The organism is Streptomyces sp. NPDC027189 (assembly GCF_055566975.1).
Genome location: NZ_JBVHRI010000016.1, coordinates 22,379 through 44,022, shown reverse-complemented (window position 1 = coordinate 44,022; position 21,644 = coordinate 22,379). Strand labels below are relative to the sequence as shown.

The window sequence follows — 21,644 nt, the reverse complement described above, 5'->3', positions numbered from 1 at the left end:
TGTACGGGCGCGGCCACGGCACCATCATGAGCCCCGTTGACACTCTCCGTGTCCGACCGCTAACTTCACGGCGTCGTCGCCACACCAGGAGCACGAGGCTCCATTGGGACTAGCGACGCGAAGGACACTCTCCAGTTGACGACTGCGACAGTTCCCGAGATCCAGCACGTCACTCCCAGGCCCGTCATTTCCGGCCTCTTCAGAGTTCAGCCCTACACACCTCACTGTCAGGTGATCCACGCGGCGGGCGACCACGCCGTGATCGGCGTCTCGCCGGGCAACAGCTACTTCTCGGCCCGCCGGATCAATGAGCTGGCTCGCTGGGGCATCGACCACTTCGACCGGGTGGACCTGGTCTATACGGACCTCCATGTGGCCGAGATGTACGAGGCGTTGGGCTACGCGCCCGACGACGCCCGGCGCAAGGCGGTGAAGAACCTGCGGGGCGTACGGGCCAAGGTGACCGCCGCGGCGGAGACCTTCGGCGCCGAGGGGCTCACCGCGCACGCGATGTCGGACTTCACGGACAACCCGGCGTACCGGCGGATCCACCAGCACATCAGCGAACTCCTCGACATGGACGGGGAGTTCCGCGCGACCTGCGACGCCCTCGTGGACGCGTACCTCTCCTCGAAGGTCCTCGACGGACGGGAGGGCACCGAGAGGCAGCGCGACGTGTGCCTGAAGTACGTCTGCGCGGAGGCGCCGCTGTTCCTGGACACCCCCGCCATCCTGGGCGTCCCGTCCTCCCTCAACTGCTACCACCAGCTCCTGCCGATGGCCGAGCTGCTGTACGCGCGCGGCTCGGGCCTGCGCGCGTCCCGCAACCAGGGTCACGCGATCGTCACGCCCGCCGTCACGTCGGAGGAAGGGGACGGCGATGCTCGCTGAGAACCTGCTCGATTTCCCGTTCTCCTGGCGCGGGGACCAACTGCCCGCCGAGGTCGAGGAGTTGCGTTCCTCGACCCCCGTCCGGCGGGTGCGGACCATCGCGGGCGACGAGGCCTGGCTGGTCTCCTCGTACGACCTGTGCAAGCAGGTCCTGGAGGACAGCCGCTTCAGCCTGAAGGACACCTCGGCACCCGGCGTGCCACGCCAGTACGCACTCACGATCCCGCCCGAGGTCGTCAACAACATGGGCAACATCACCGGGGCGGGGCTGCGCAAGGCGGTCCTCAAGGCGCTCAACCCGAAGAGCGAGGGCTTGGCGGCTTGGATGCGCGGGTACGCCGCCGAACTCGTCGACGGGTTGCTGGCCGAGGGCGCTCCCGCGGACCTGCGCGGCGGCTTCGCCGACCCGTACTCGGCGGCGATGCACTGCCACATCCTCGGCATCCCGCTGACGGACGCGCCCCGGCTGATGCGCAGCCTGGACATCGCGTTCATGAACTCGGCCTGCCCGATCACCGGCGCGAAGCTGAACTGGGACCGGGACATCGCGTACATGACCGCCCGCCTGGACGACCCGGCGACGACCGGTCTCATGTCCGAGCTGGCGGCCCTGCGCGACGACCCGGAGTACGCCCACCTGACCGACGAGATGCTCGCGACGGTGGGGGTGACGATGTTCGGCGCGGGCGTGATCTCCACGTCGGGCTTCCTGGCGATGGCGATCGTCTCGTTGCTCCAACACCCCGAGCTGCGCGAGGAGTTGCTCGCCCACCGGGACCGGATTCCGGCCGCCGTGGACGAACTCCTCCGCATCAACCTCTCCATCGGCGACGGGCTGCCGCGCCTTGCCCTGGAGGACGTACGACTGGGGGACGTGGAGGTCAAGGCGGGCGAGCTCGTCCTGGTCCTCGTGGAGGGTGCCAACTTCGACCCCGAGGAGTTCCCCGACCCGCACCGGGTCGACCTCGCCCGGGAGAACAACACCGCCCACCTCTCCTTCGGCGGCGGCCGCCACTACTGCCCCGCCACGGCCCTCGGCAAGAAGCACGCCGAGATCGCCCTGGAGACGCTGCTCGACCGCATGCCGGAGATACAACTGGCGGTCCCCATCGAACAGTTGGTGTGGCGGACGGGTTTCATGAAGCGCATTCCCGAGCGGCTGCCGGTGATGTGGTGAGCGGCGCGGGGCGACCGTAAGTACGTTGTTATGAGGTGAGGCTGCGTTTACGGCCGGGGGCCCGCTGTGCCGCGGCTCCCGGCCCGCGCAGCGAGACCTCGCGTACGGCGAGAGCGGCCCAGGTGGCGGCCAGGACCACCGCGCTGATGGTCACGGTCATCAGCGCGACCCCGAGCCAGTCGATCCGCGCCTGGTTCCAGAACAGCACCCGGCCCAGCACGCATCCCGGCCGGGCGCTGTCGTCATCCGTCGTTGGAATGTTTTGCAGCATGAATGGCATGGCGAGGGCCATTCGGGGAGGACATCTGCCCGACGAGCTCCCGGAAGCAAACCAGGGCGGTAATAGGCGGAATTCCGACGATCACCATTGTGAGTAGGGAGTGCGGAGAATGTCCTACGCACAGGACCGCAGCCGTTCCGGAAGAGATCAGCATGACGGTCCAGGACCGGCGAGCGGGGCGGCGCTGAACGGCTGCCCGCAGGATGGACAAACCTGCCAGAAGCCACGGCCCGTATACGGTCAGCGGCCACCATTGCGCCAGGTTGCGCGGCTCCACTGACGAAGCGATAGCGCGTAGTTGATTATATGAATACGAGATGGACCAGCCCAGCATTGCCACCGAGCAGGCGGTGATCATTGCCACCAGGATTGCGACAGGGATGACATTGCGCTGCCCGGCGAGGAACCGGAAGTCTGGCTGTGGCCGCCGTCGATCGACCCGGTGGCGCGGGGGCCCATAGTCGTCCACCAGGGGAGGGGAGGGATCCCTGTTGGTCGCCGCGCCGAGCATCTCAGCCAGCTCTTCGGCCGGATCCCATTCGTTCGCCGCGACCGTCGGTTGGGGGATGTGCAAAATGCGATCCGCCTCGAACGGCTCCTGGTCATAGCGGTGTTGGCCTGCCCACGTATGGTCGGCTCTCTGGCCGAACTGCATGTCGTGCAGACCTGGTTCGTTCTGGCTCCTGTTCATCTTCGGCTCCCCCGCAGCCTGGTTCGGAACGTTCCATCCAGGGCTCGGGTCGTGGGGGCATCGGCGACCGCGCTTGTGATGCCATTCCCTCCCGTGGAGGCTTGCAGGTACTCACTCTCCATTCGGCTGATTGTCTTGAGAAAGTCATCAAGCAGGTCCGAACAGTGGTTGAAGCGTGCCTGCTCTTCAGGATCTTCCCGGCGACGGAGGGCTGAATGAACCTCACCTAGAGACCTTTCCTTCCAAGTCACGACCACCTAACGGACGTAACCGGCAGTGAGGTAACGGGCGTTCAGGATGATTCTTTCGCCAGCGACGGCCGATCACTGTGGATGTTGGATTGCGCCACGGGGGCGGTGACTGTCTGGGGTTGGATTGCGCAGTAGTGCTGAAGATTTCATTATTGGCTAAGTCTTTTCTGTCCTATGAGTTGTTTATGGCCTTGCTGATTGGCGGGTGAGGCGTAGGAATGCTGGTATGACAATCCGTCCAGCGGTCCGGCTTGGAAAGCGTCCGTGCTGATCGTGAGCTGGTTGTTTCCGTCATTGCCGGAGTTCAGTGCCGTCATCGCCCGTGGAGCCCGGCGACCTGATGGGCACCTGGCCATCGTGTTCCCGGACGTGTAAGGGACGGCGCCCAGCAGCAGGCCGACGGCACTGCGCCGGCCTGCCGAGCAGGGCGCCGGGTTCAGCCGACACGTCCCCCGGCTGCCCTGAGAGGACCGGCTCACCCGATCCGCACTCTTCCGTTACGACAGACACCCTTGACAGCGTGCGTACTGTTTCGCGACGTTTGATCCCCGCTGGACAGTTCGAGACTCGGTCGGCGACCGTGGAACGGGCGCGTACACGGCGTGGTGCAGGGGATAGCCAAAGAAGTGGCAGGACGCGGCCGGCGCGTCATGGGGGAACTGGGGGGAGCGGTCGTCCATGCGATCCATTCGATCCATGAACAATGATCCACACGCCTTAGGGGCCTGCGCCGTGAGCAGTACGTCCCTCGCGGAGCCTGTGGAAGGGCGGTTGATCTGAGGTGGACATCACGATCCACAGACCCGAGGAGCTGAGTACTCCGCTTCGCCGGGCGTGGCACCGGGCGATGGACGAGTCGCCCGATTACGCCAACCCCTTCCTGGCACCGGAGTTCGCGGCCGGGGTCGGCAGGTACCGCGGTGGGGCGCGGGTGGCGGTCCTGCACGAGGGCGGAGAGCCCGTGGGCTTCTTCCCGTACGAGCGCAACTCCTTCGGCGTAGGCCGGGCCATCGGTCTCGGCCTCTCCGACTGCCAGGCCCTCGTGCACCGCCCCGGGGTCACCTGGGACACCCAGGAACTGCTGCGGGCCTGCGGGCTGTCCGTCTTCGAGTTCGACCATCTCGTTGAGGAGCAGAAGCCTTTCGGCAGATACGCCACGGGAACCTTCGCCTCACCGGTCATCGACCTGAAGGACGGCGGCCACGGCAGCTACGCGGAGTGGCTGCGCGGCGCGTATCCGGGGCTGGCCAAGACGACGCTGAAGAAGGAACGCCGACTTGGGCGCGACCTGGGCGAGATGCGGTTCGTCTACGACGAGCGCGACCCGCGCGTGCTGCGCACGCTCATGCGGTGGAAGTCCGCCCAGTACCGAAGAACGGGACGCATGGACCGATTCGCGCGGCCGTGGATCGTGGACCTGGTGCACCATCTGTTCGACGTCCGCGAGGAGCACTTCACCGGTGTGCTCTCCGTGGTGTACGCCGGCGACCGGCCGGTGGCCGCGCACTTCGGACCGACATCGCGTACGGCGTTCGCGGCCTGGTTCACCGCCTACGACCCCGAGCTGCGCTACTACTCGCCCGGGCTGATCATGCACCTGCGGATGGCCGAGGCCGCGGGACGGGACGGCGTACGGCTCATGGATCTGGGGCGCGGCGACAAGGAGTGGAAGGACTGGCTGAAGACCCGCGAGCTGCGCGTGGGCGAAGGGTTCGCGATCCGCCCCCATCCGGTGGCGGCGGCGCACCGGCTCTGGCGAAGGCCGGTACGCGGCCTGCGGAACACGGTCCTGGCCCACCCCGGGCTGCGCGATCCGGCCGACCGGCTGCTGAAGACGGTTGGCACGCTGCGCACGTCGGGCCGGACGGGTGGCTCCGGCGGAGCGGGCCGCCCCCGCGCACGCTGACCAGGCTTCCACCCTGACGGAAGAGGTGACGATGCCGCGCGGATCGCGGCGTGCCGCGATGACGACGCGGCGACTCGGACGGGAAAGTGTCCGCACGTCCTGGGCACGGCCGGCTCCGTACCCGGCGCTACGGCGCCGGTGCCGGCCTCCGTGTCCGTAGGGGACGGGCCACCGCCCCGACCGCGAACCTGTACGGGATGCCGCACCGAGTCCCGGAACTGCACGCTCGCTGCGAGGAGTTGGAGCTCCTCCTGCTCGAGTACGCGACGCACGCGATCGGCACGCCAGTGGACGGGCAGCCGGTGGGGGTGTTTTCGGGAAGGCGGCGGCATCAGCCCCTCCCAGCACGGCCGGTGGCCGTCCTGGGCGGCATTGGCTGCCGCCTCCCGGCCCGCTGCAGACCCCCCGCTCAGCCCTGCGCCAACTCCGCCACCGGCTGCCATTTCTCCCACGTCGCCAGACGCTGCTCGTAGTCGGCCCTGGCGATACCCAGCGGCGCCGTACCGAAGAAGCAGCGCAGCGGCGGCTCGTCGGCATCCACGATCTCCAGCACGGCCGCGGCGGACGCGCGCGGGTCGCCCGGGGTGCCCACGCGCTCGCGGCGCTGCTCCTGCACCTGCTCGTGGAACTTGGCGTACGCCGGCAACTGCTCGGACGTGCTCGACGAGGAGCCTGCCCAGTCGGTGGCGAACCCGCCGGGCTCGATCAGTGTGACCTTGATGCCGAACTGCGCCACCTCCTGGGCCAGCGACTGGCTGATCCCTTCGAGCGCCCACTTCGACGCGTGGTAGATGCCGACCAGCGGGAACGCGCTGATCCCACCGATGGAGGAGACCTGCAGAATATGGCCGCTGCCCTGCTCGCGCAGGAACGGCAGTGCCGCCTGGGTGACCCACAGCGCCCCGAACAGGTTGGTCTCCAGCTGTGCGCGTGCCTCCGCCTCAGTGAGCTCCTCAACCATCCCGAAGTGGCCGTAGCCGGCGTTGTTGACCACCACGTCGAGGCGCCCGAACCGCTCGTGCGCCTGCCGCACGGCGGCGAAGTCGGCGTCGCGGTCGGTGACGTCGAGTTGCAGGGGCAGGAGCCGCTCCCCGTAGGTCGCGCCAAGATCGTCCAACGTGGACAGATCGCGTGCCGTCGCGGCCACGGAGTCGCCGCGTTCCAGCGCCGCGATCGCCCACTCCCGCCCGAAGCCGCGTGAGGCACCGGTGATGAACCAGATCTTCTGTGTCATGGCGTGCTCCTCAAGAAACTCGTCGCCTGCTCCGTCGTGACGTCGCGGCGCTTCTTTCACCAGCGAACACCTTGGAGTGCGTTCTAGGGCAACTCCGGACCCAGGTCGAACCCCTTGCCCCGGCTCATCGTTCCGAGTCGGCCGACGCGCAGGGGCGACAAGTCGCCCATTGCGCAAGTGGCGTGAGGGCGTTCTCCTCCGGATCGGGGCACGCGGAGGGCACGCCACCCCAAATCGGACTAGACAATAAACCCCAGACCGCCGACCTAGGGCTTCACCGTGGAGCGGACCGGGCAGGGGCGGTCTTCGCGGAGGTTTCAGGGGGCAGTTGACTCGTACCAGGCGTATGTTTCCGCGATTCCGTCGGAGAGTTTGATCAGCGGAGCCCAGCCCAGGGCAGCGATCTTCGAGATGTCCAGGACCTTGCGAGGCGTGCCGTCCGGCTGGCTCGGATCCCATTCGACGGCACCCTCGTAGCCCACTGCGGATGCCACCATGTCCGACAGTTCCCTGATGGCGAGATCTTTGCCCGTGCCCACGTTGATGGGTGAGTCGGAGTCGTATCGCTCGAGCAGCAGAAGGCACGCCCGGGCCAGATCGTCGGCGTGCAGGAATTCCCGGCGGGGCGTCCCCGAGCCCCAATTGACCACCCTGGGTGCCTGTTCGATCCGGGCCTGGTGGAACCTCCTCATCAGAGATGGCAGTACGTGCGAGTGCTCGGGGTGGAAATTGTCGCCCGGCCCGTACAGATTGGTCGGCATGGCGCAGATCCATGGCAGTCCATGTTGCCGACGGACGGATCTGACCTGTGTGATTCCGGCGATTTTGGCAATCGCGTATGCCTCATTGGTTGGTTCCAACGGGCCGGTCAGCAGCGCCTCTTCGCGGATCGGCTGGTCGGCGTGCTTCGGGTAGATGCAGCTGGATCCGAGGAAGAGCAGCCGTTCTACGCCGTGTCGCAGGGCCGCATCCAGCACATTCACCTGGATCAGAAGATTGTCGGAGATGAAATCGGTCGGGCGGGTGTCATTGGCCTTGATGCCACCTACGCGGGCCGCTGCGAGGATCACGGCGTGCGGCTGGTGCTTCGCGAACCATTCGAAGACGGCGGACCGGTTCCGCAGGTCCATCTCCGCCGAGCCCGGGCCGAGTAGTGAGGTGAAGCCTTCGGCCGTGAGGAGTCTGAACAAGGCGGATCCCACGAGCCCGTTTCTCCCGGCAAGGAAGACGGTAGCGTTCCGGTCCAGGGGACGATACGTGTCGGTGCGTACCGCTTGTGCAACGCTCATCAGGGACTCCTGTCGGGGTGGGTTCCTGCCGCGTGCGTCAGTTCGGCCCGGCTGTTGCGTTACCGGGGGGACGTGCGCCGCGCGGCCGTAGTGCGGAGTCTTCTCACTCTATTACCGAAGGCGATAAAGCGGACACATCGCCATAATGCGGGGAAAGGGATGATGAAATCCCTACCCTGGCGTTGTACCAGGAACCATCGGGAGTGCTGGCCGAGGCGTTCCATGCGACGACGTCCAGAACATGGAGATAACGTGACCGCGAAGACGGCGCTCATCACCGGAATTACCGGCCAGGACGGCTCCTACCTCGCGGAGCTCCTATTGGACAAGGGGTACTTCGTACACGGTGTCGTGCGCCGTGCCTCCACCTTCAACACCCAGCGGATCGAACACCTTTATGAAGACCCACACCATCCGCAAGCGCGGCTCTTCCTGCATTACGGCGACCTGACGGATGGCACCCGGTTGGCAGGCCTCCTGGAGAAAGTGCAGCCGGACGAGGTGTACCACCTCGCCGCACAATCCCACGTACGAGTCTCCTTCGATGAGCCCGAGTTCACCGGGAACAGCACGGGCCTCGGCACCACGCGTCTGCTCGAAGCGATTCGGTCCGTGGGCCTGCCGTGCCGCTTCTACCAAGCCTCCAGCTCGGAGATGTTCGGTGCCGCACTGCCGCCTCAGTGCGAGAGCACCCCGTTCCATCCGCGCTCCCCGTACGGGGTCGCCAAGGTCTACGCGTACTGGGTCACCCGTAATTACCGTGAGGCGTACGGGATGTACGCGGTCAACGGCATCCTGTTCAACCACGAATCTCCTCGCCGCGGCCCGACCTTTGTCACCCGCAAGGTGGCCGCGGCAGCCGCACGCATCAAGGCGGGCCTGCAGGATGCGATCTACCTCGGGAACCTCGACGCCCGGCGCGATTGGGGCTATGCGCCCGAGTATGTCGAGGCCATGTGGCTCATGCTGCAACAGGACGAGCCGAACGACTATGTGGTGGCCACCGGGACCAGCCACAGCGTGCGCGACTTCGTGGAGTACTGCTTCGCCCACGTGGGTCTGGACTGGCACGACCACGTGCGCTTCGACGCGCGGTACCTGCGGCCCTCCGAGGTCGATCACCTAGTCGGCGATGCCTCCCGGGCCGAACGGGACCTCGGGTGGCGGCCAACGGTACGCGCCCCCGAACTGGCACAACTGATGGTCGATGCCGAACTCGACACGTTGCGGCGTCCCGCAGGCCTGACAACTGCGGCCACTGAATGGGCGATCCCCGCGCCGGCTGCGGGGTGACCTCGGATGGCCGCCTCCTCTCCCCTCGGGGCGCGGAGTCGGTGACATGAGGGGCTGTTGAGGATCACGGCTGGTCCGCGGAATCGCATCCCACAGTTGACCGGTTCAAATCGGGTCAATGTAGAAATGACGGCAAGAAGCCGTCACAATGGACAAGTGACTCTTCTCCACCGGGCCCGCATGGTCGCGCAGCGTTTCGGCATCGATGTGAACCGATTTCCTGAGTGTTCCTTCGACTATCGCATCGTCCAGTTGCTGCTCCGAAGCGGCATCGACGTGGTTCTCGACGTGGGAGCGAACTGCGGCCAGTACGGCGCGATGCTGCGATGCTTTGGCTATCAGGGCCGGATCGTCTCGTTCGAACCGGTGCGCGGCCCGCTGGCGACCCTGTCGCAAAACGCTGCCGCAGATCCGCTGTGGACGGTGTTCCCGCACGCGCTGGGTGACGAGCTCGCCGTCGTCACCATGAACGTGGCCGGCAACGGTGCTGCGAGCAGTTCCATGCTGCCCATGCTGCCCCGACATGCCGAAGCCTGCCCGGAGTCACGCTACGTGGAACGGCAGGAGGCCGAGCAGCATCGACTGGACGCAATGTGGCCGCAGGTAGTCGCGCCGGGTGACAGGGTTTTCCTCAAGCTCGATGTCCAGGGCTACGAAGAGGCAGTGTTGCGGGGGGCCGGAGATCGGCTGCATGACTGCGCGGGCCTGCAGATGGAGGTCTCCTGTGTTCCCCTGTACGAAGGCGGGATGCTGCTGGGGAAAGCCTTGGAGCTGGCGCAACACCACTACGGCTTGACCTTGATGGCGTTGGTTCCGGGATTCACCGACCCCAGGACCGGCCAGATGCTCCAGTGTGATGCGGTCTTCCTCAGGGACGAACTGTCCTGCGCCGCACAGGGCCCGCAGAGCGGCGACCACCTCGCGGGACCGCAGAGAACATGACGCAGCGGCTTCGGATCGACAGCGCCGTACATCATCACAGAGACACATCCGACTCGCCCTGGCGTCCCGTCCGCAACTCGGGAGAACCTCCTTGGCGCGGCAGCAGGCCACGAGTCATCGCTACGTGGTACAGAGGCAGACTGCCACGCAGTTGCCAGCACGCGCCCAGGGCGCAGGCAGTACACAGCAACACGGCGGTTGCCGGAGCGGGATGGCCCCTGGCGATCCAGGCGATGGACGCGCCGACGGCGTAGAAGAGGAGCGCGAGGGCGGCGTGCACCCTATAGCCGCGCCAGAGCCTGCGGGTGTCGATCACGCGATCGGCGTGCCACTTCCGCATCTGGACGACGTGGCCGCACAGCGGCCCCGCGACGGACGCGACAGCCAGCAGGGAGAGGCTGTCCAAAGCGACCGCGGCGATGGTCGCCGCAATGGTCGCGGATGCGGTCACGACCTGCGCGACGATCATCTGGCGGTAGGCCGCGCGCACCGTGTCCACGGAGAGAGCGGCCGAGTACATCATCGCCGCGATGGACGCCAGGCACAGACACGGCACCAGTGCTTGGGCGTCCGTCCAGCCCGGCCCCAGAAGCAGGCGCAGCGCCTCCGACCCGACCCCGGCAAGGAACGCGAAGGGAAGGAAGGACAGGGCGGAGGCAGCGAGGAGCACATCGGTGACCGCGCGGTTGAAAGCGGGTTCCACGCGGTCGGTGCGCACTCGTTCCTCGGACGCCTTCTGGGGCGGCGGCCCGACGTCGGTCTGGTCACGCACCAGCACGCGGGTGAGGCTTGGAGTCGTGCCCCGCGTCAGCCCGCTCGCTAGGAGAGCGAGCGGGATCCCGGTGAACATCACTGCGCGGGAATAACAGCCGACAGCGGCCGGGCCGAGCACCGCACCCGCCGCCCACAGCGGCACGGTGTTCGTTGAGTACTGGGCGAGTTGATGGCTTGCGAGGAAGCCCGAGGTTCTTGCGAGCTCCCACAGTCTCACCCGCTGCTGGGCACGGCCGGGCGTGCCGGACATGCGCAGGCAGACCAGAGGAAGCGCTAGGGCGGCCGTGCACAGCTTGGCCGTCACCGGGGCGGCGGCCAGACCCACCGGATTCCAGCCGAGAGTCAGCAGCAGCGTGCCGGTGAGCAGTCCCGCGGCCTGTCCGACCGTCTCGATCACTACGGCTGTGCGTTGGGCCATGAGCCGTCCGAGCCAGGCTGTCGCCACTGCCGCGAAGGGAAGAACCAGGAATTGGCAGCCCAGCACACGCAGCATCGGCGTGGCCTGCGGTGCGTGCCACAGGTCGGCCCACATCCCGGCCGTCGTCTGAATCAGGGTGCAGCAGACGAGGCCGGTCACGAGGCCGAGCTTGAGCGCTGCCGCAAGCAGGTCCCGGGACGGCTCACGAGCGCGGAGCACGGCTGTGCCCAGCCCCGCGTTGGCGAAATACCCGAGCAGTTGAGCGATGGACTGCGCGGAGGCGTAGGCACCGAAGGCGGAAACGCTGATGGAGCGTCCTGTATACGCCGTGTAGCCCAGCTGGAGAATGGATACCACGGCCGCTGCGCAGTAGTTCCACAGGGTCGCGGTGACAGCCCGGCGGCTGTCGGCCCGATCGTCCTGGATCGCAGTGGCTCCCGAAGGCTCCTGCCGGATCCGTGTGCGGAAGTTGTGCGGTCTCACGCCGTGCTGTCTTCCCAGGCAGAGATCTCCAGCCACGGGTCGTCCGGAGGACGGGGTAGTCGAACGAAGCCGCTCAGCATGAACTGCAATGACTGAAGGTCCGTCAGCCGGGTGTTGATCCACCCGCGCAGCCTCCGTCCAGCCTGGTCCAGCTGTTCCTGGTCGACAGTCAACAGCGCACGAACCCGTGCCACCGCTTCCTGCGGAGTGGACATAAGGTGCAGTCCGTCTCGTGGCCCGGGAAGCCAACCCATGCCGGGCCTTTTCTGCCCGACATGTACGCGACCAGCCGCCGCACAGATGGGCAGTCGGTCGGAGAAGTATCCCGGGTAGCCCCCGTAGTGATCCCAGCCCGCACTGACCCTGGCATCGTGCAGCACCGCCAACTGGTCCTCGAAGGGAACAGGGCCACGGGCGTGCGGCCCGCGCCAGCCTGTTCCGAACACTCCCAGGCGGCAGTCCAGACGCCGCAGACCTCGCACCAGACACGCTCGGTCCCAGGCGCCGGGCAAGCGGGGCAGCACGCCGGCCCGCACCCTGCTGTTGGCGATGGTCACGACATCGAAGTGAGCTTCGTCGCCGGGCGGGGTCGGGCAGTCCTGCTCCGGAAAGCAGTCGAGAGGCAGGGTGTGCGGCAGATAGTGCAGGGTTCCACGGGTGGCGGTACGCAGCATCGCCAGCTGGGCACCCCCGGCCACGCTGAAGACCGCAGCAGCCTCGTGCAACCATGCACGGCTGGACGTGGGAAGGCGTTTGCGGCCGCCCCACGCGTCTCCCTCCCAGCAGACAACCGGTGGCGAGCCCAACAGTCGCAGTAGCCGAGCAACGTCAGCGTCTCCGAAGGGGATGCCCTGCGGAGACTGCACGAAGACCACGTCGGGAGACACTTCGGCGACCGCGCGTTTCACGGTGGTGAAGACGGCTTCACGCCCCCCGCGGGCCATGTCAACCCGCGGAGCAGCCACGACATGCTTCAGGTGACCATCCGCCTGCAGTCTTCGAAAGGCGCCGGTGAAGCGGCTGCGCCGGGTCAGCTCCGGCTCATTGTTGAGGTGTAGCACCACCGGTGAACTCATCACCACTCCTCAGTGATCCGCGCTTCGGGCGGATCGGCCAATGCACTTGGATCCACGCCGGCAACGGGGCGTGCTCTGTTGGCACCCGCTTTCGCCTCATGACCGTTCACGTTTCGAACGGTCATGAGGAAGTCGGCGTAGCGGGGCGAGGGAACAAGACCGGCCGGAATCGGTGCGGGCCGTCCCTGCCGAGGTATTCGGCGACATTTGCCGGGCGGTGGCGCGAAGTGGGACGTGTCACACCCTAGGTCGCCCGCTGCGTCGTCCCCCGTGGTCACCTCGACTTCGATGGTGTGATGTGTCGACTTTTCGGCGACCAAAGAAGTAGGCCGGTTGCGAGAGCTCCGCGACTGCCCGCACTGTGTCTCGGGGGGTCACGGAAGCAACGTACGGCAGGCGGTGCGAGGGCTGCAGGCGCCGGCGAGGGTGTCTGGGAAACACGTGGCCGTTTCACCCGTCGGGACCAGAGGCACGGCGACGCACCACCATGCCACCGGCGATGAGCCGAGCGTAGGGCGACAGCCAATACACGGGCCACAGCGGTCCTGCGTGCCGCCGGGTGAAGCGCAGCCAGCTGCGTGGCGGCAACCCCTTGGGCGTACGCATAAGGCGCCAACGCTCGCTCACGGACAGGGTGGGGTCCATGAGGCTTCCGGCCGCCGGGTTGCCGGCGCACGTGCCCAGTGTTCGGGGCGCCACCCACACGGTGCAGCCCAGGGCTCTCGCCCTCAGGCCGTAATCGATGTCTGCCATGCTGTGTTGGAACCCACCGTCGATCTGTCCCACGCGTTCCACCACGGTTCGCGGTACAAGGACCACGTTTCCGTTCATGGTGTCCGCGACCACCGGACGGTCGGCGGGAGCGACTCTTGTGAAGCGCATCGGCCGCAACCGGCTCTGGCGCACCAGACCCGAGTACGTCAACGCGCCGGTGCGTGGGTCGCGCAGTGCGCCGACGACGATCGGATTCTGCCCCGAACTGGCCAGCGACTGGTGTATTTCCAGCAAACGCAGCAGCGCCCCGGGGTCCAGGACGACGTCGTCGTTCAACCAGAGCAGGAAGTCATAGTCCGCCGCGGCCGACGCAGCCAGTGCCATCCCCTTCGCCCAGAAGAGCGATCCGTCGCCATGCATCACATGGACACCGGGCCAGATCGCACGTGCGGCAGCGGCCGTGCCGTCGGTGCTTCCGTCATCGGTGAGCACGATCCGAAGCGGCTCCTCGGGCGGGCACTGTCCGACCAACGAACGCAGACACTGGAGGGTGGTGTCGCGCCTGTTGTGACAGGCCATCACGACAACGACGGAAGCCATTGGCAAACTCCTGGGGAATTCCGCGTCCGCTGCCGGATCCCGCATAGCGGACCACATTCACTGCTCACCATCCTTATAGAGGATGTGGACATGCAAACCGCGGAGCCTAGGCGGCGCGCCTCGCGGAGGCCTGCAGCCCGTCGGTTAGTTCTCAAAGATGCCCCGGAGATCGGCGACACGGTCTCGATTATCAACCCCTTCCTCTTCGTGCCGCTGGTCCAGGTATGCCAGGATATGGCTTTGTGGACAGGCGTACCCATATGGAGAGAGCTGGACAACTCGCCGGGGGGTTGACTTTGTTGCTGCTGATGGTGGGGGATATTGTCGCCCCCATCCGGATGACGGCATCGGTGTCAGTCTCGGCGGCTATCACAATCCTACTTGTGTATTGCGGATGTCTCCTCCTGCTGCTGCTGCCCACCATGTCGTCTTTCGCCCGCACCTCCAAGTCGTGGCTGGTCGAGCCGCGGCAACCGGGGCGCGTACCGAAGGTCCTCTGGGTTTTCCTGGCCTGGGCGCTGGTGGACACAGTCGCTCAGGGTGTGACCGTTCAAGGCCTGCAGAATCTCTGCTGCTACTTTCTCTTCGTCGGCACCGTACAGGTATTTTCGACATTCGCCGTCGGAAGGTACGATATCCACTTCGCAAAGATCGTAGTGGTTCTGGGGTGGCTGCGGGCCGTCATCTATGGAATGGACCTCGTCAGTAACGGGTTCGGGGCCAGCGGCGTATTTCCTCGGCGGGCGTTCGCTATGCAGGCGCTCCTCGTTATGGCGACCGTCATCCCTCTTGAGCGCGGCAGCAGATGGCAGCACCTCCTTCCTCTCGTCCTGCTCCTGGAAATCACTCTCAGTGGTTCGCGATCCGCCATGGCGGCCGGCGCGTTGCTACTTGCTGTTTCGTTGCGAGGGCGGGGTGCCGCGCGGCTCACTAAGACTGCATTCCGAGGGGGGCTGATCGGGCTCGCAGGATACTTCGTGCTGACCATGAGCCCGGAGCTGCAGGAGCGCTTTTTCGTCGGCGATTCAGCGTGGTCAGTGCAGGGCATTTCCTTGAACGCGGAAGGTCGTTCCACTCTTTGGTCCATCGTGATCCAGCACGCCCAGCACAGCCCCTGGACTGGATTCGGTGCCGGTAGCGCCAAGAATTTTATCAGCCAAACATTGGCCACTTTTGAACCCCATAACGAGTATTTGCGCCTCTGGCATGACTTCGGTTATATCGGCCTGGGGCTGTGGCTGATCGGCTACCTTGGGCTCATGGCGGGCTGCTGGCGGCGGGCCCGGGGCCGCTCAAGGCGTGACGCCGGCCCGCACTATGCGGCGTTGCTCGCGCTCTTGGGAATCGGCTTGGTGGCGATCACCGATAACCCATTCGTTTGCTACTTCACTATGGTTCCTCTGGGTGCCCTGGCCGGGATCAGCCTGGCGCAGCGAGGATCAGACATCGAACACTGTCGCGGCAAACGTGGGGCTGGGCTTGGGGGACCTCTCACGCACCACGAAGCTGCCCGAGCGCGAAACCCACGGCGTCACGCGACGGCCGTCCCGAGCCCGTGAGAGGCGGAACGGGCGAACCATCGACTCGGTCAGCGACTGAGCCCCGCCGACGAATCGAGGCCGAGGCGGACTAAAATCCGCCTGCCGACGGCCTCGAACTCACTTGCTGACTTCGGCGTCTTGGAGCCCAGGCGTTCATTGGACCCGGCGAGGGGGCCCGTCGTGGCTGGTATCCCGGGGCATGCGGTATCCAGACGGGGTGGTTTGACCTCCGAGCAGCGCAAGCGCCGCGAAGAAGTACGGATGCGGGCCGCTGACCTCTTCGAGGAGAGTATGGAAGTCCCGCGCATCGCCCGTGAGTTACGGGTGAGTGAGAAGTCGGTCTACCAGTGGCGCCGTGCCTGGGGCCGGCGCGGGATTGCCCCGACCGTGCGGGTGCCCGGTCGCAGCCGTGGCCGTCTTTCGGCGATCGGGCTGCTGTGCTTCCGGCCGGGCCTGCCCGCCCGTCTGTGCTACCGGCTGCGTCGGCATACCGGCCGCAAGGGCGAGCGTCGCTCGCTGAGCGAGACGGACTGCATCCGCCTGCTGGATGGCGCCCGCCAGCTGCTGAAGGCCCCACTGATCGTGGCGTGGGACCGGCTGAGCACCCACATCTCCAAGACGATGAAGGCACTCGTGACCGAGCGGGACTGGGTGATGGTGGTCCTGCTGCCCGGGTATACGCCCGAGTTCAACCCGGTGGAGGGCCTGTGGCCGCATATCGAGCGGAGCCTGGCCAATCCCCTGGCCGCCCGCACCCTCAGCGAGCTGGAGACCCTGGTGCGCAGGCGGCTCAAGGCGTTGCAGTACCGGCACGGCATCCTCGGCGGATTCCTCGCCGGGACGGGGCTCGCTCTCGACAGACCGGACGGACCCTAATGCACCGAAGTCAGTAACATCCTCAGCAATCCATCGCTGAAGCGTGCGGCCATGTTCTCGACGGTGTAAACCGAAGCATCTTTGGCGCACGCTTCAGCCAGTGCTGCGAGGCGTCGGTGATCGCGCAGGAGTGCAACCGCGGCTGCCGTGTAGGCAGCGGGATCGTCGAGGGCCACGACGGCGTTGCGCCCGTCGGACAGATACTCGAATTCGGGCGCGTGCCAGGGCCAGGACGTGGTGACGATCGGTGTACGCAGGGCAAAGGAGTCGACGGCGCACAGCCCGACCCGGCCGGGCATGAGCATGATGTCGCTGACGGCCCCCAGCAAGGCAGCGCGCCTTCCGACCGCGCGGCCAACTGCGATCACGGCACTTCCAGGGCTTGACGCCGCGCCCTCCACCAGGTTCCGGGCCGGTCCGTCTCCGGCAACCAGCAGCCGGAAGCCCGGCAGTTCATGGGCGATCCGTCGAGCGGCATCCAGGAGGAAGGGAATCCGCTTCGTCGAGTCCAGCCCGCCCAGGAACAGTGCGGTACGTCCGGCCATCAGATCGTGATGGTGTCGGAGGCGCGTGGCCTCGTCGTATTCGGTTGTCCCGGGTCTCCTGGCGCGGTCGCAGGTCTCCGACAACACGGCAGTGTCGATTGAATTGTGAACGACGGTGATGCGTTCCCGTGGGTAACCTTGTGACGCTACGTGAGCAGCTCCTTGATCGGTGTAGGAGAAGAACCATGTGCCTTGTCGGGTCAGTACGCCCTTGGCCCACGCTTCAAGCCGGCTTTGCGGTTTGGTGAAGCTCCGACCGTGCCCCCAGAACGCGACCGGGCGGACACGTCGGCCGAGGCGACCGACGGACTGGCGCAAAAGGAGCGGGTATGCCTCCAGGTTGTGCAGAGCCTGCTCCAGGACGATTGCGTCAGCGGCAGCCTCGTGGCGTGTCAACTTGTGCCAGTTCAGGTGCCGTCCACCGGGCGCGGACCACCTCGTGGTGGGAACCTGCGCCGCACAGCCACAGGCCGCAGTGTCACCCCTGGCTTCTTGGTCTTGTGCCGGCAATCCGTGAGCCACTTTGAACGCGACCCCGGCTGACGCGAGGGCGATCTCCACCTGCTCGAAGAAGGCCGTCCGGTAGGCGGGAACGTAAGGCTGCACGACGAGCACGCGTTTTCTGGGCTGGCCCTTCGCGCTCAGCATGCCCCTGCCTCATGGTGGTTCACCGCTTGCCTGTAGATCGTACTCATCGCAGCGCTCCAGGATCGAGCTGTGTAACGCTCTGCATAGACCCTGCGGCAGTGCTCTCGAAGTTCGGGAAACAATGTTCTTGCTTTCTGTAGAGCCCGGGGTAGTTCTTCGAACGTTTCGTAGAGCGCGCCCGTCCCGTCCCGCTGCACGCTGTCCGCGGGCGATGTGCCTGCCCGTGCCAGAATCGGCACTCCGGATGCCAGGGCCTCCTGACAGACGAGCGGGGAGTTCTCAAAGCAGAGGCTCGGAAAGATCAGCCCGGTGTAATCGGGCAGCATGTTCAGGATGTGCTCGCGCGACAGGCTCCCCAGCAACCGAACGTTTGCTGGAGCCGTTTTCCGGCACGCGGATTCAAGTGGGCCGGAGCCGATCACATCGAGGAGTTCACCCTGCGGCCAGTTCAGCAGTAGTGGCACAATTCCCTTTTCCTCACCGAGTCGTCCGATGAAGAGCCAACGAGGAGTTGCACCCGCCGGGGTGATGTTCGGTTTCCAGACGCTTGAGGGCTTGGGAACATCGACGAAGTTGGGCACGAGGGCGAGTCTCTCCGCTGACTGCCCGAAGCGCAGATAAAGGTCCAGACTCCGCTCGGAGAGCACCACGATCCTGTCGGCACGGCGCAGTACGGGATGTGCTGCCGCACCGCCACGAGTCGCCCAGGCGAGGGGAACAGTAGCGGTGCGCGACCCCCTGTAACAGCCGTGGCGCAAGCCCGCCCAGCGGTCGCCGTCGGGACATTGCGTGCAGACATTGCCGTCACGGAAGAGCGTTCCGGCCGCACAGACCGGACGGAAGTTGTGCACAGTGGCGACGAGAGCTCCTCTCCAGTGTTCAAGCCACTCGGTGCCGAAGTTTGGAAACAGGTTGTGCACGTGTACGACATCGGGCGCGAGTCGCTCCAGTTCTGCCAGCGGGGAGCGACCTCGGCCGGTGGCAACCCGCACCGCGGCGCGCAACGCGTATCCACGCGTCTGTTCCATGGTGTCGGTATGCGCGGCCACCACGGTGACATCGTGCCCTGCCGCCTGCAACGCTTCGGCCTGATCCCGTACGGCGGCGTTTTCCCCGCTCGGCCGCTGCGATGAGTAGAAACTGTGCACCAGGGCCACGCGATATGTCCCCTGAGTCGAGCGGACCGATACGCCCTGGGGATGAGGCGTGGTTTTCATCCTGCCCCCCTATCTGATGCGGTGCGCTGACGACTGCGCTGTCTGGCGACACCGTGGATGAACCGTGCGTTGCCGAACAGATAACGGCGCCACAGTCGGCGCGGTTCGAGGATGAGTCTGAACAGCCATTCCATTCCCCATTGCTGTACCCGGCGAGGTGCTCGCTTTTTATGGTCGGCAACGAAGTCGAATGCTGCTCCCACGGCTACGCACACCGAGGGGACGACACCTGCCAGCTCCGCGGTTCGCCGGTCCTGCTGCGGAGTCCCAAGTCCCACCCATACGACGTCAGCCCTGGTCTTGCGGATGGCTTCCTCCTGCTCGAACGACTCATGGGCAGTCAATGGCCGGAAGGGAGGAGAACAAGCACCCACGATCAGCGCATGTGGGAAGCGCCGACGCAATTTCTGCTGCAGTGCGGCCAACACTTCCGGCGTGGAACCCAGTAGGTAGTGACGCAGTTTCGCTGTCTGGCCAAGTGCGAACACGTCCAGAAGAAGTTCGGTTCCGCAGACGCGTGAAGACGGCAGAGCGGCGGTCCGGTGAAGCAGCTGATTCGCCCAGACAACGGCCTGCCCGTCAGGGAGGTTCAGGGAGGCCGAACGAAGCAAGGCATGAAGTTCGGCATCCTTGGCGGCCGAAGCGAGCGTATAGGCATTGCAGAGATGTACGTCAGCACCGCTTCGTCGCCTTGTGGCCGGGGACATTGTGCGTCCGTGCTCCGATGCACCGTGTGCACGACGTGTCAGCTCTGCGAGCTGCACGACCTGACGGGCCGCGCTCCGGCGATCGTGCGCGGCAATGGGGATTCCGAGGCATCCGACCACCGGAACGGGTTCACGTTGCCCCTCATTGGTCGATTCTGTTGGGGGAGCAGACGGCGTGGTCATAGAGGACTCCTCGTGCAACCTTCGAAGCGGTGTTCCGTGGCCAGAACCGACTGCCACTGTGTTTTGTGTTCTTTCGGATGCTGTTGATGTACCAGTCAGAGTCGGCGAGATGGAGAAAGGGTGGCTCGCGACTGGGACGTTTCCCCTGAATGGCAGCACGCAGTCAGGCGCGGGAGTGGCGGCAAGGCACGGCCCCGAACCGGCCCGGAGCGGGGCGGGCAGCCGATCAGTAGGCCCCGGTGCCCGCGATGACGGCGCGCACCGTGCGGACGAGGACGCCGAGGTCCACGGACGGGGACCAGTTGTCCACATACCTGAGGTCCAGGGCGACCGTCTCGTCCCAGGAGAGGTTGGATCGGCCGCTGACCTGCCACAGGCCGGTGAGCCCCGGCTTGACGGCCAGCCTGCGCAACTCCACCTCGTCGTACCCGGCGACCTCGTCGGGCAGCGGCGGTCGCGGACCGACCAGGGACATGTGGCCCTGTACCACGTTGAACAGTTGGGGCAGCTCGTCCAGGGAGTAGCGGCGCAGCACCCGGCCGACGCGGGTGATCCGCGGATCTCGGCGGATCTTGAACATCCGGCCGTCCTGCTCGTTGGTCCCCATCAGTTGGCGCCTCTGCCGCTCCGCGTCGGCGACCATGGTGCGGAACTTCGCCATGGTGAACGGCTTTCCGCCGCGGCCGATGCGTGTCTGCCGGTGCACGACGGGGCCCTGGGAGTCCAGCCGTACGGCGAGGGCGACCGCGGCGAACACCGGGGCGAGCAGGGCGACCAGCAGCGCGGCGCCCAGCCGGTCCGTCACCGACTTGAGCAGCGTCGCAAGCCCCCGCCCCAGGGGCGGGGCCACGTTCAGCATCGTGAGCCCGGCCACGGAGGAGACGCCCACCCGGCGCCCGGCCACCTCGGTCAGGCCCGGCACGACCACGAGCGGGTACTCCACACCGTGCAGTGCCCACGACAGGCGCCGCAGGCGCGTTCCGGCCATGTACGGTCCCGACACGACGAGGACCACGTCCACGTCGAGCAGCCGAGCCGCCTCCAGCACCGAGATGGAGTCGGCCGACATGTGCCGCGGTGCCTGCCTGTCGAGGCGGGCGGCGACCGGGGCCAGCGCATGCGGGTCCTCGTCGCCGATCGGACACACCCCGACGACAACGAGCTCCGGGTCGGTCCGCTTCGCGAGGTGACTCACCAGACCGTCGACAGCGGTCGCCTCCCCGATCACTAGGGCCCGGCGGACGGCCCGGCCGTCGCGGCGTCGGGCGACCAGATGACGGTGGATCAGCGTGTGCACGACGGCGCTCGTCGGCGCGCAGGGCACCAGGGCGGCGAGTGCGACGAGGAACGGGGACTCCTCGCCCGTCGCCGCCCGCACCACCGCGAGCAGGCCGACCAGTACCAGCCAGTCCTGCAGAGCTGGACCGGCGTTGTCGCACTCACCGAGATGGCGTTCGCCGTAGCGGTTCCGCGAGCCGCGCACGAGCAGCCATGCCGCGGCCGCCACCGTCGCGTATGCCAGGGCATTCGTGCCGTCGATCAGTGCGAAGGCAAGGTATACCGGCACGGCAGCGCCGGCCGCGTCACCGAGGACGGCGGCCGGCGCGTACCAGACGGGCTTGCGGGTGCGGTACCCAGTTGGTGGCTGTTCCCTGATGGCCTGTGTCTGCGCAGGCCTTGCCACTGGTACCTGGGGCATGGTCTCCCCGAACAGCCACATTCGCCCTCCAAAGGGGATCAAAGTGGACTAATCGAGTGTGCATGGCTGTCCGCGGGGGAGTGGGGTGCGACGCTGGGTGACGGGGAACTGTCACCCGATGAGCAGAGCCCTATGCCCAGTGCATATGCGGACCATTGGGGCCGGGAGGCGAGGAATTCCGGGGAGGGCGCCGTAGGGCGGTCCGGTCC

The 21,644-nt window shown here is 66.4% G+C and carries 17 protein-coding genes and 1 pseudogene; 7 read left to right on the top strand and 11 right to left on the bottom strand.

Annotated features, from left to right (window positions below; all coding sequences use genetic code 11):
- Positions 1 to 135: 135 nt before the first annotated feature.
- Positions 136 to 891: a cyclodityrosine synthase gene (locus ACZ4RZ_RS31980; protein ID WP_467749874.1), complete on the top strand. Its 756-nt coding sequence runs from the start codon at positions 136 to 138 to the stop codon at positions 889 to 891.
- Positions 881 to 2,068, top strand: coding sequence for a cytochrome P450 (locus tag ACZ4RZ_RS31975; RefSeq protein ID WP_467749872.1), 1,188 nt, complete (start codon positions 881 to 883; stop codon positions 2,066 to 2,068). Before ACZ4RZ_RS31980 ends, ACZ4RZ_RS31975 begins: the two co-directional genes overlap by 11 nt.
- 28 nt (positions 2,069 to 2,096) lie before the next feature.
- Here the strand turns inward: ACZ4RZ_RS31975 and ACZ4RZ_RS31970 are convergent, their stop codons facing one another.
- Positions 2,097 to 2,339 carry a hypothetical protein gene (locus tag ACZ4RZ_RS31970; RefSeq protein WP_467749870.1) on the bottom strand — a complete coding sequence of 81 codons (243 nt, stop codon included), beginning with the start codon at positions 2,337 to 2,339 and terminating at the stop codon, positions 2,097 to 2,099.
- A complete protein-coding gene (locus ACZ4RZ_RS31965; protein WP_467749868.1) occupies positions 2,311 to 3,039 on the bottom strand; it encodes a DUF2637 domain-containing protein in 729 nt (242 codons plus the stop codon). The genes ACZ4RZ_RS31970 and ACZ4RZ_RS31965 overlap by 29 nt, the downstream gene beginning before the upstream one ends.
- A gap of 1,032 nt (positions 3,040 to 4,071) precedes the next feature.
- Between ACZ4RZ_RS31965 and ACZ4RZ_RS31960 the strand changes: the two genes are divergently transcribed.
- A complete protein-coding gene (locus tag ACZ4RZ_RS31960) occupies positions 4,072 to 5,196 on the top strand; it encodes a GNAT family N-acetyltransferase (RefSeq protein ID WP_467749866.1) in 1,125 nt (374 codons plus the stop codon).
- Positions 5,197 to 5,605: 409 nt separating this feature from the next.
- Here ACZ4RZ_RS31960 and ACZ4RZ_RS31955 read toward each other — a convergent pair whose 3' ends face one another.
- A complete protein-coding gene (locus ACZ4RZ_RS31955; RefSeq protein WP_467749864.1) occupies positions 5,606 to 6,430 on the bottom strand; it encodes an SDR family oxidoreductase in 825 nt (274 codons plus the stop codon).
- Positions 6,431 to 6,747: 317 nt separating this feature from the next.
- On the bottom strand, positions 6,748 to 7,719 hold the full coding sequence (locus tag ACZ4RZ_RS31950; RefSeq protein ID WP_467749862.1) for a GDP-L-fucose synthase family protein: 972 nt from the start codon (positions 7,717 to 7,719) through the stop codon (positions 6,748 to 6,750).
- Between the two features lie 252 nt (positions 7,720 to 7,971).
- On the opposite strand from ACZ4RZ_RS31950, the gene gmd reads away from it, so the two are divergent.
- Together gmd and ACZ4RZ_RS31940 are read left to right on the top strand one after the other, a co-directional pair.
- Positions 7,972 to 9,012 (top strand): GDP-mannose 4,6-dehydratase, encoded by a 1,041-nt coding sequence (gene gmd / locus ACZ4RZ_RS31945; RefSeq protein WP_467749860.1) that lies wholly within the window; start codon positions 7,972 to 7,974, stop codon positions 9,010 to 9,012.
- A 156-nt stretch (positions 9,013 to 9,168) separates the two neighbouring features.
- Positions 9,169 to 9,954: an FkbM family methyltransferase gene (locus ACZ4RZ_RS31940; RefSeq protein WP_467749858.1), complete on the top strand. Its 786-nt coding sequence runs from the start codon at positions 9,169 to 9,171 to the stop codon at positions 9,952 to 9,954.
- Positions 9,955 to 9,988: 34 nt separating this feature from the next.
- Here the strand turns inward: ACZ4RZ_RS31940 and ACZ4RZ_RS31935 are convergent, their stop codons facing one another.
- The 3 genes from ACZ4RZ_RS31935 to ACZ4RZ_RS31925 all read right to left on the bottom strand — a co-directional run bounded on the left by ACZ4RZ_RS31935 (position 9,989) and on the right by ACZ4RZ_RS31925 (position 13,998).
- Complete coding sequence (locus ACZ4RZ_RS31935) at positions 9,989 to 11,629, bottom strand: oligosaccharide flippase family protein (RefSeq protein WP_467749856.1); 1,641 nt, start codon at positions 11,627 to 11,629, stop codon at positions 9,989 to 9,991.
- Positions 11,626 to 12,327: a glycosyltransferase family protein gene (locus ACZ4RZ_RS31930; protein WP_467749854.1), complete on the bottom strand. Its 702-nt coding sequence runs from the start codon at positions 12,325 to 12,327 to the stop codon at positions 11,626 to 11,628. Before ACZ4RZ_RS31930 ends, ACZ4RZ_RS31935 begins: the two co-directional genes overlap by 4 nt.
- An 828-nt stretch (positions 12,328 to 13,155) precedes the next feature.
- Positions 13,156 to 13,998 carry a glycosyltransferase family 2 protein gene (locus tag ACZ4RZ_RS31925; protein WP_467750128.1) on the bottom strand — a complete coding sequence of 281 codons (843 nt, stop codon included), beginning with the start codon at positions 13,996 to 13,998 and terminating at the stop codon, positions 13,156 to 13,158.
- Between the two features lie 263 nt (positions 13,999 to 14,261).
- Here ACZ4RZ_RS31925 and ACZ4RZ_RS31920 point away from each other — a divergent pair, with 263 nt between their 5' ends.
- The gene (locus tag ACZ4RZ_RS31920; protein WP_467749852.1) at positions 14,262 to 15,578 is read left to right on the top strand and encodes an O-antigen ligase family protein; all 1,317 of its coding nucleotides are present in this window, start codon (positions 14,262 to 14,264) and stop codon (positions 15,576 to 15,578) included.
- Positions 15,579 to 15,759: 181 nt separating this feature from the next.
- A pseudogene (locus tag ACZ4RZ_RS31915) lies at positions 15,760 to 16,436 on the top strand (transposase).
- On the opposite strand, the gene ACZ4RZ_RS31910 reads toward ACZ4RZ_RS31915, so the two are convergent.
- The 4 genes from ACZ4RZ_RS31910 to ACZ4RZ_RS31895 form a co-directional block, all read right to left on the bottom strand.
- Positions 16,433 to 17,629, bottom strand: a complete 1,197-nt coding sequence (locus ACZ4RZ_RS31910; RefSeq protein WP_467749850.1) for a glycosyltransferase — start codon at positions 17,627 to 17,629, stop codon at positions 16,433 to 16,435. The pseudogene ACZ4RZ_RS31915 and the gene ACZ4RZ_RS31910 sit on opposite strands and share 4 nt — an antisense overlap.
- Positions 17,623 to 18,786, bottom strand: coding sequence for a glycosyltransferase family 4 protein (locus ACZ4RZ_RS31905; RefSeq protein ID WP_467749848.1), 1,164 nt, complete (start codon positions 18,784 to 18,786; stop codon positions 17,623 to 17,625). Before ACZ4RZ_RS31905 ends, ACZ4RZ_RS31910 begins: the two co-directional genes overlap by 7 nt.
- A gap of 56 nt (positions 18,787 to 18,842) precedes the next feature.
- On the bottom strand, positions 18,843 to 19,736 hold the full coding sequence (locus ACZ4RZ_RS31900; RefSeq protein ID WP_467749846.1) for a WecB/TagA/CpsF family glycosyltransferase: 894 nt from the start codon (positions 19,734 to 19,736) through the stop codon (positions 18,843 to 18,845).
- Between the two features lie 226 nt (positions 19,737 to 19,962).
- A complete protein-coding gene (locus ACZ4RZ_RS31895; RefSeq protein ID WP_467749844.1) occupies positions 19,963 to 21,435 on the bottom strand; it encodes a sugar transferase in 1,473 nt (490 codons plus the stop codon).
- Positions 21,436 to 21,644 lie beyond the last annotated feature (209 nt).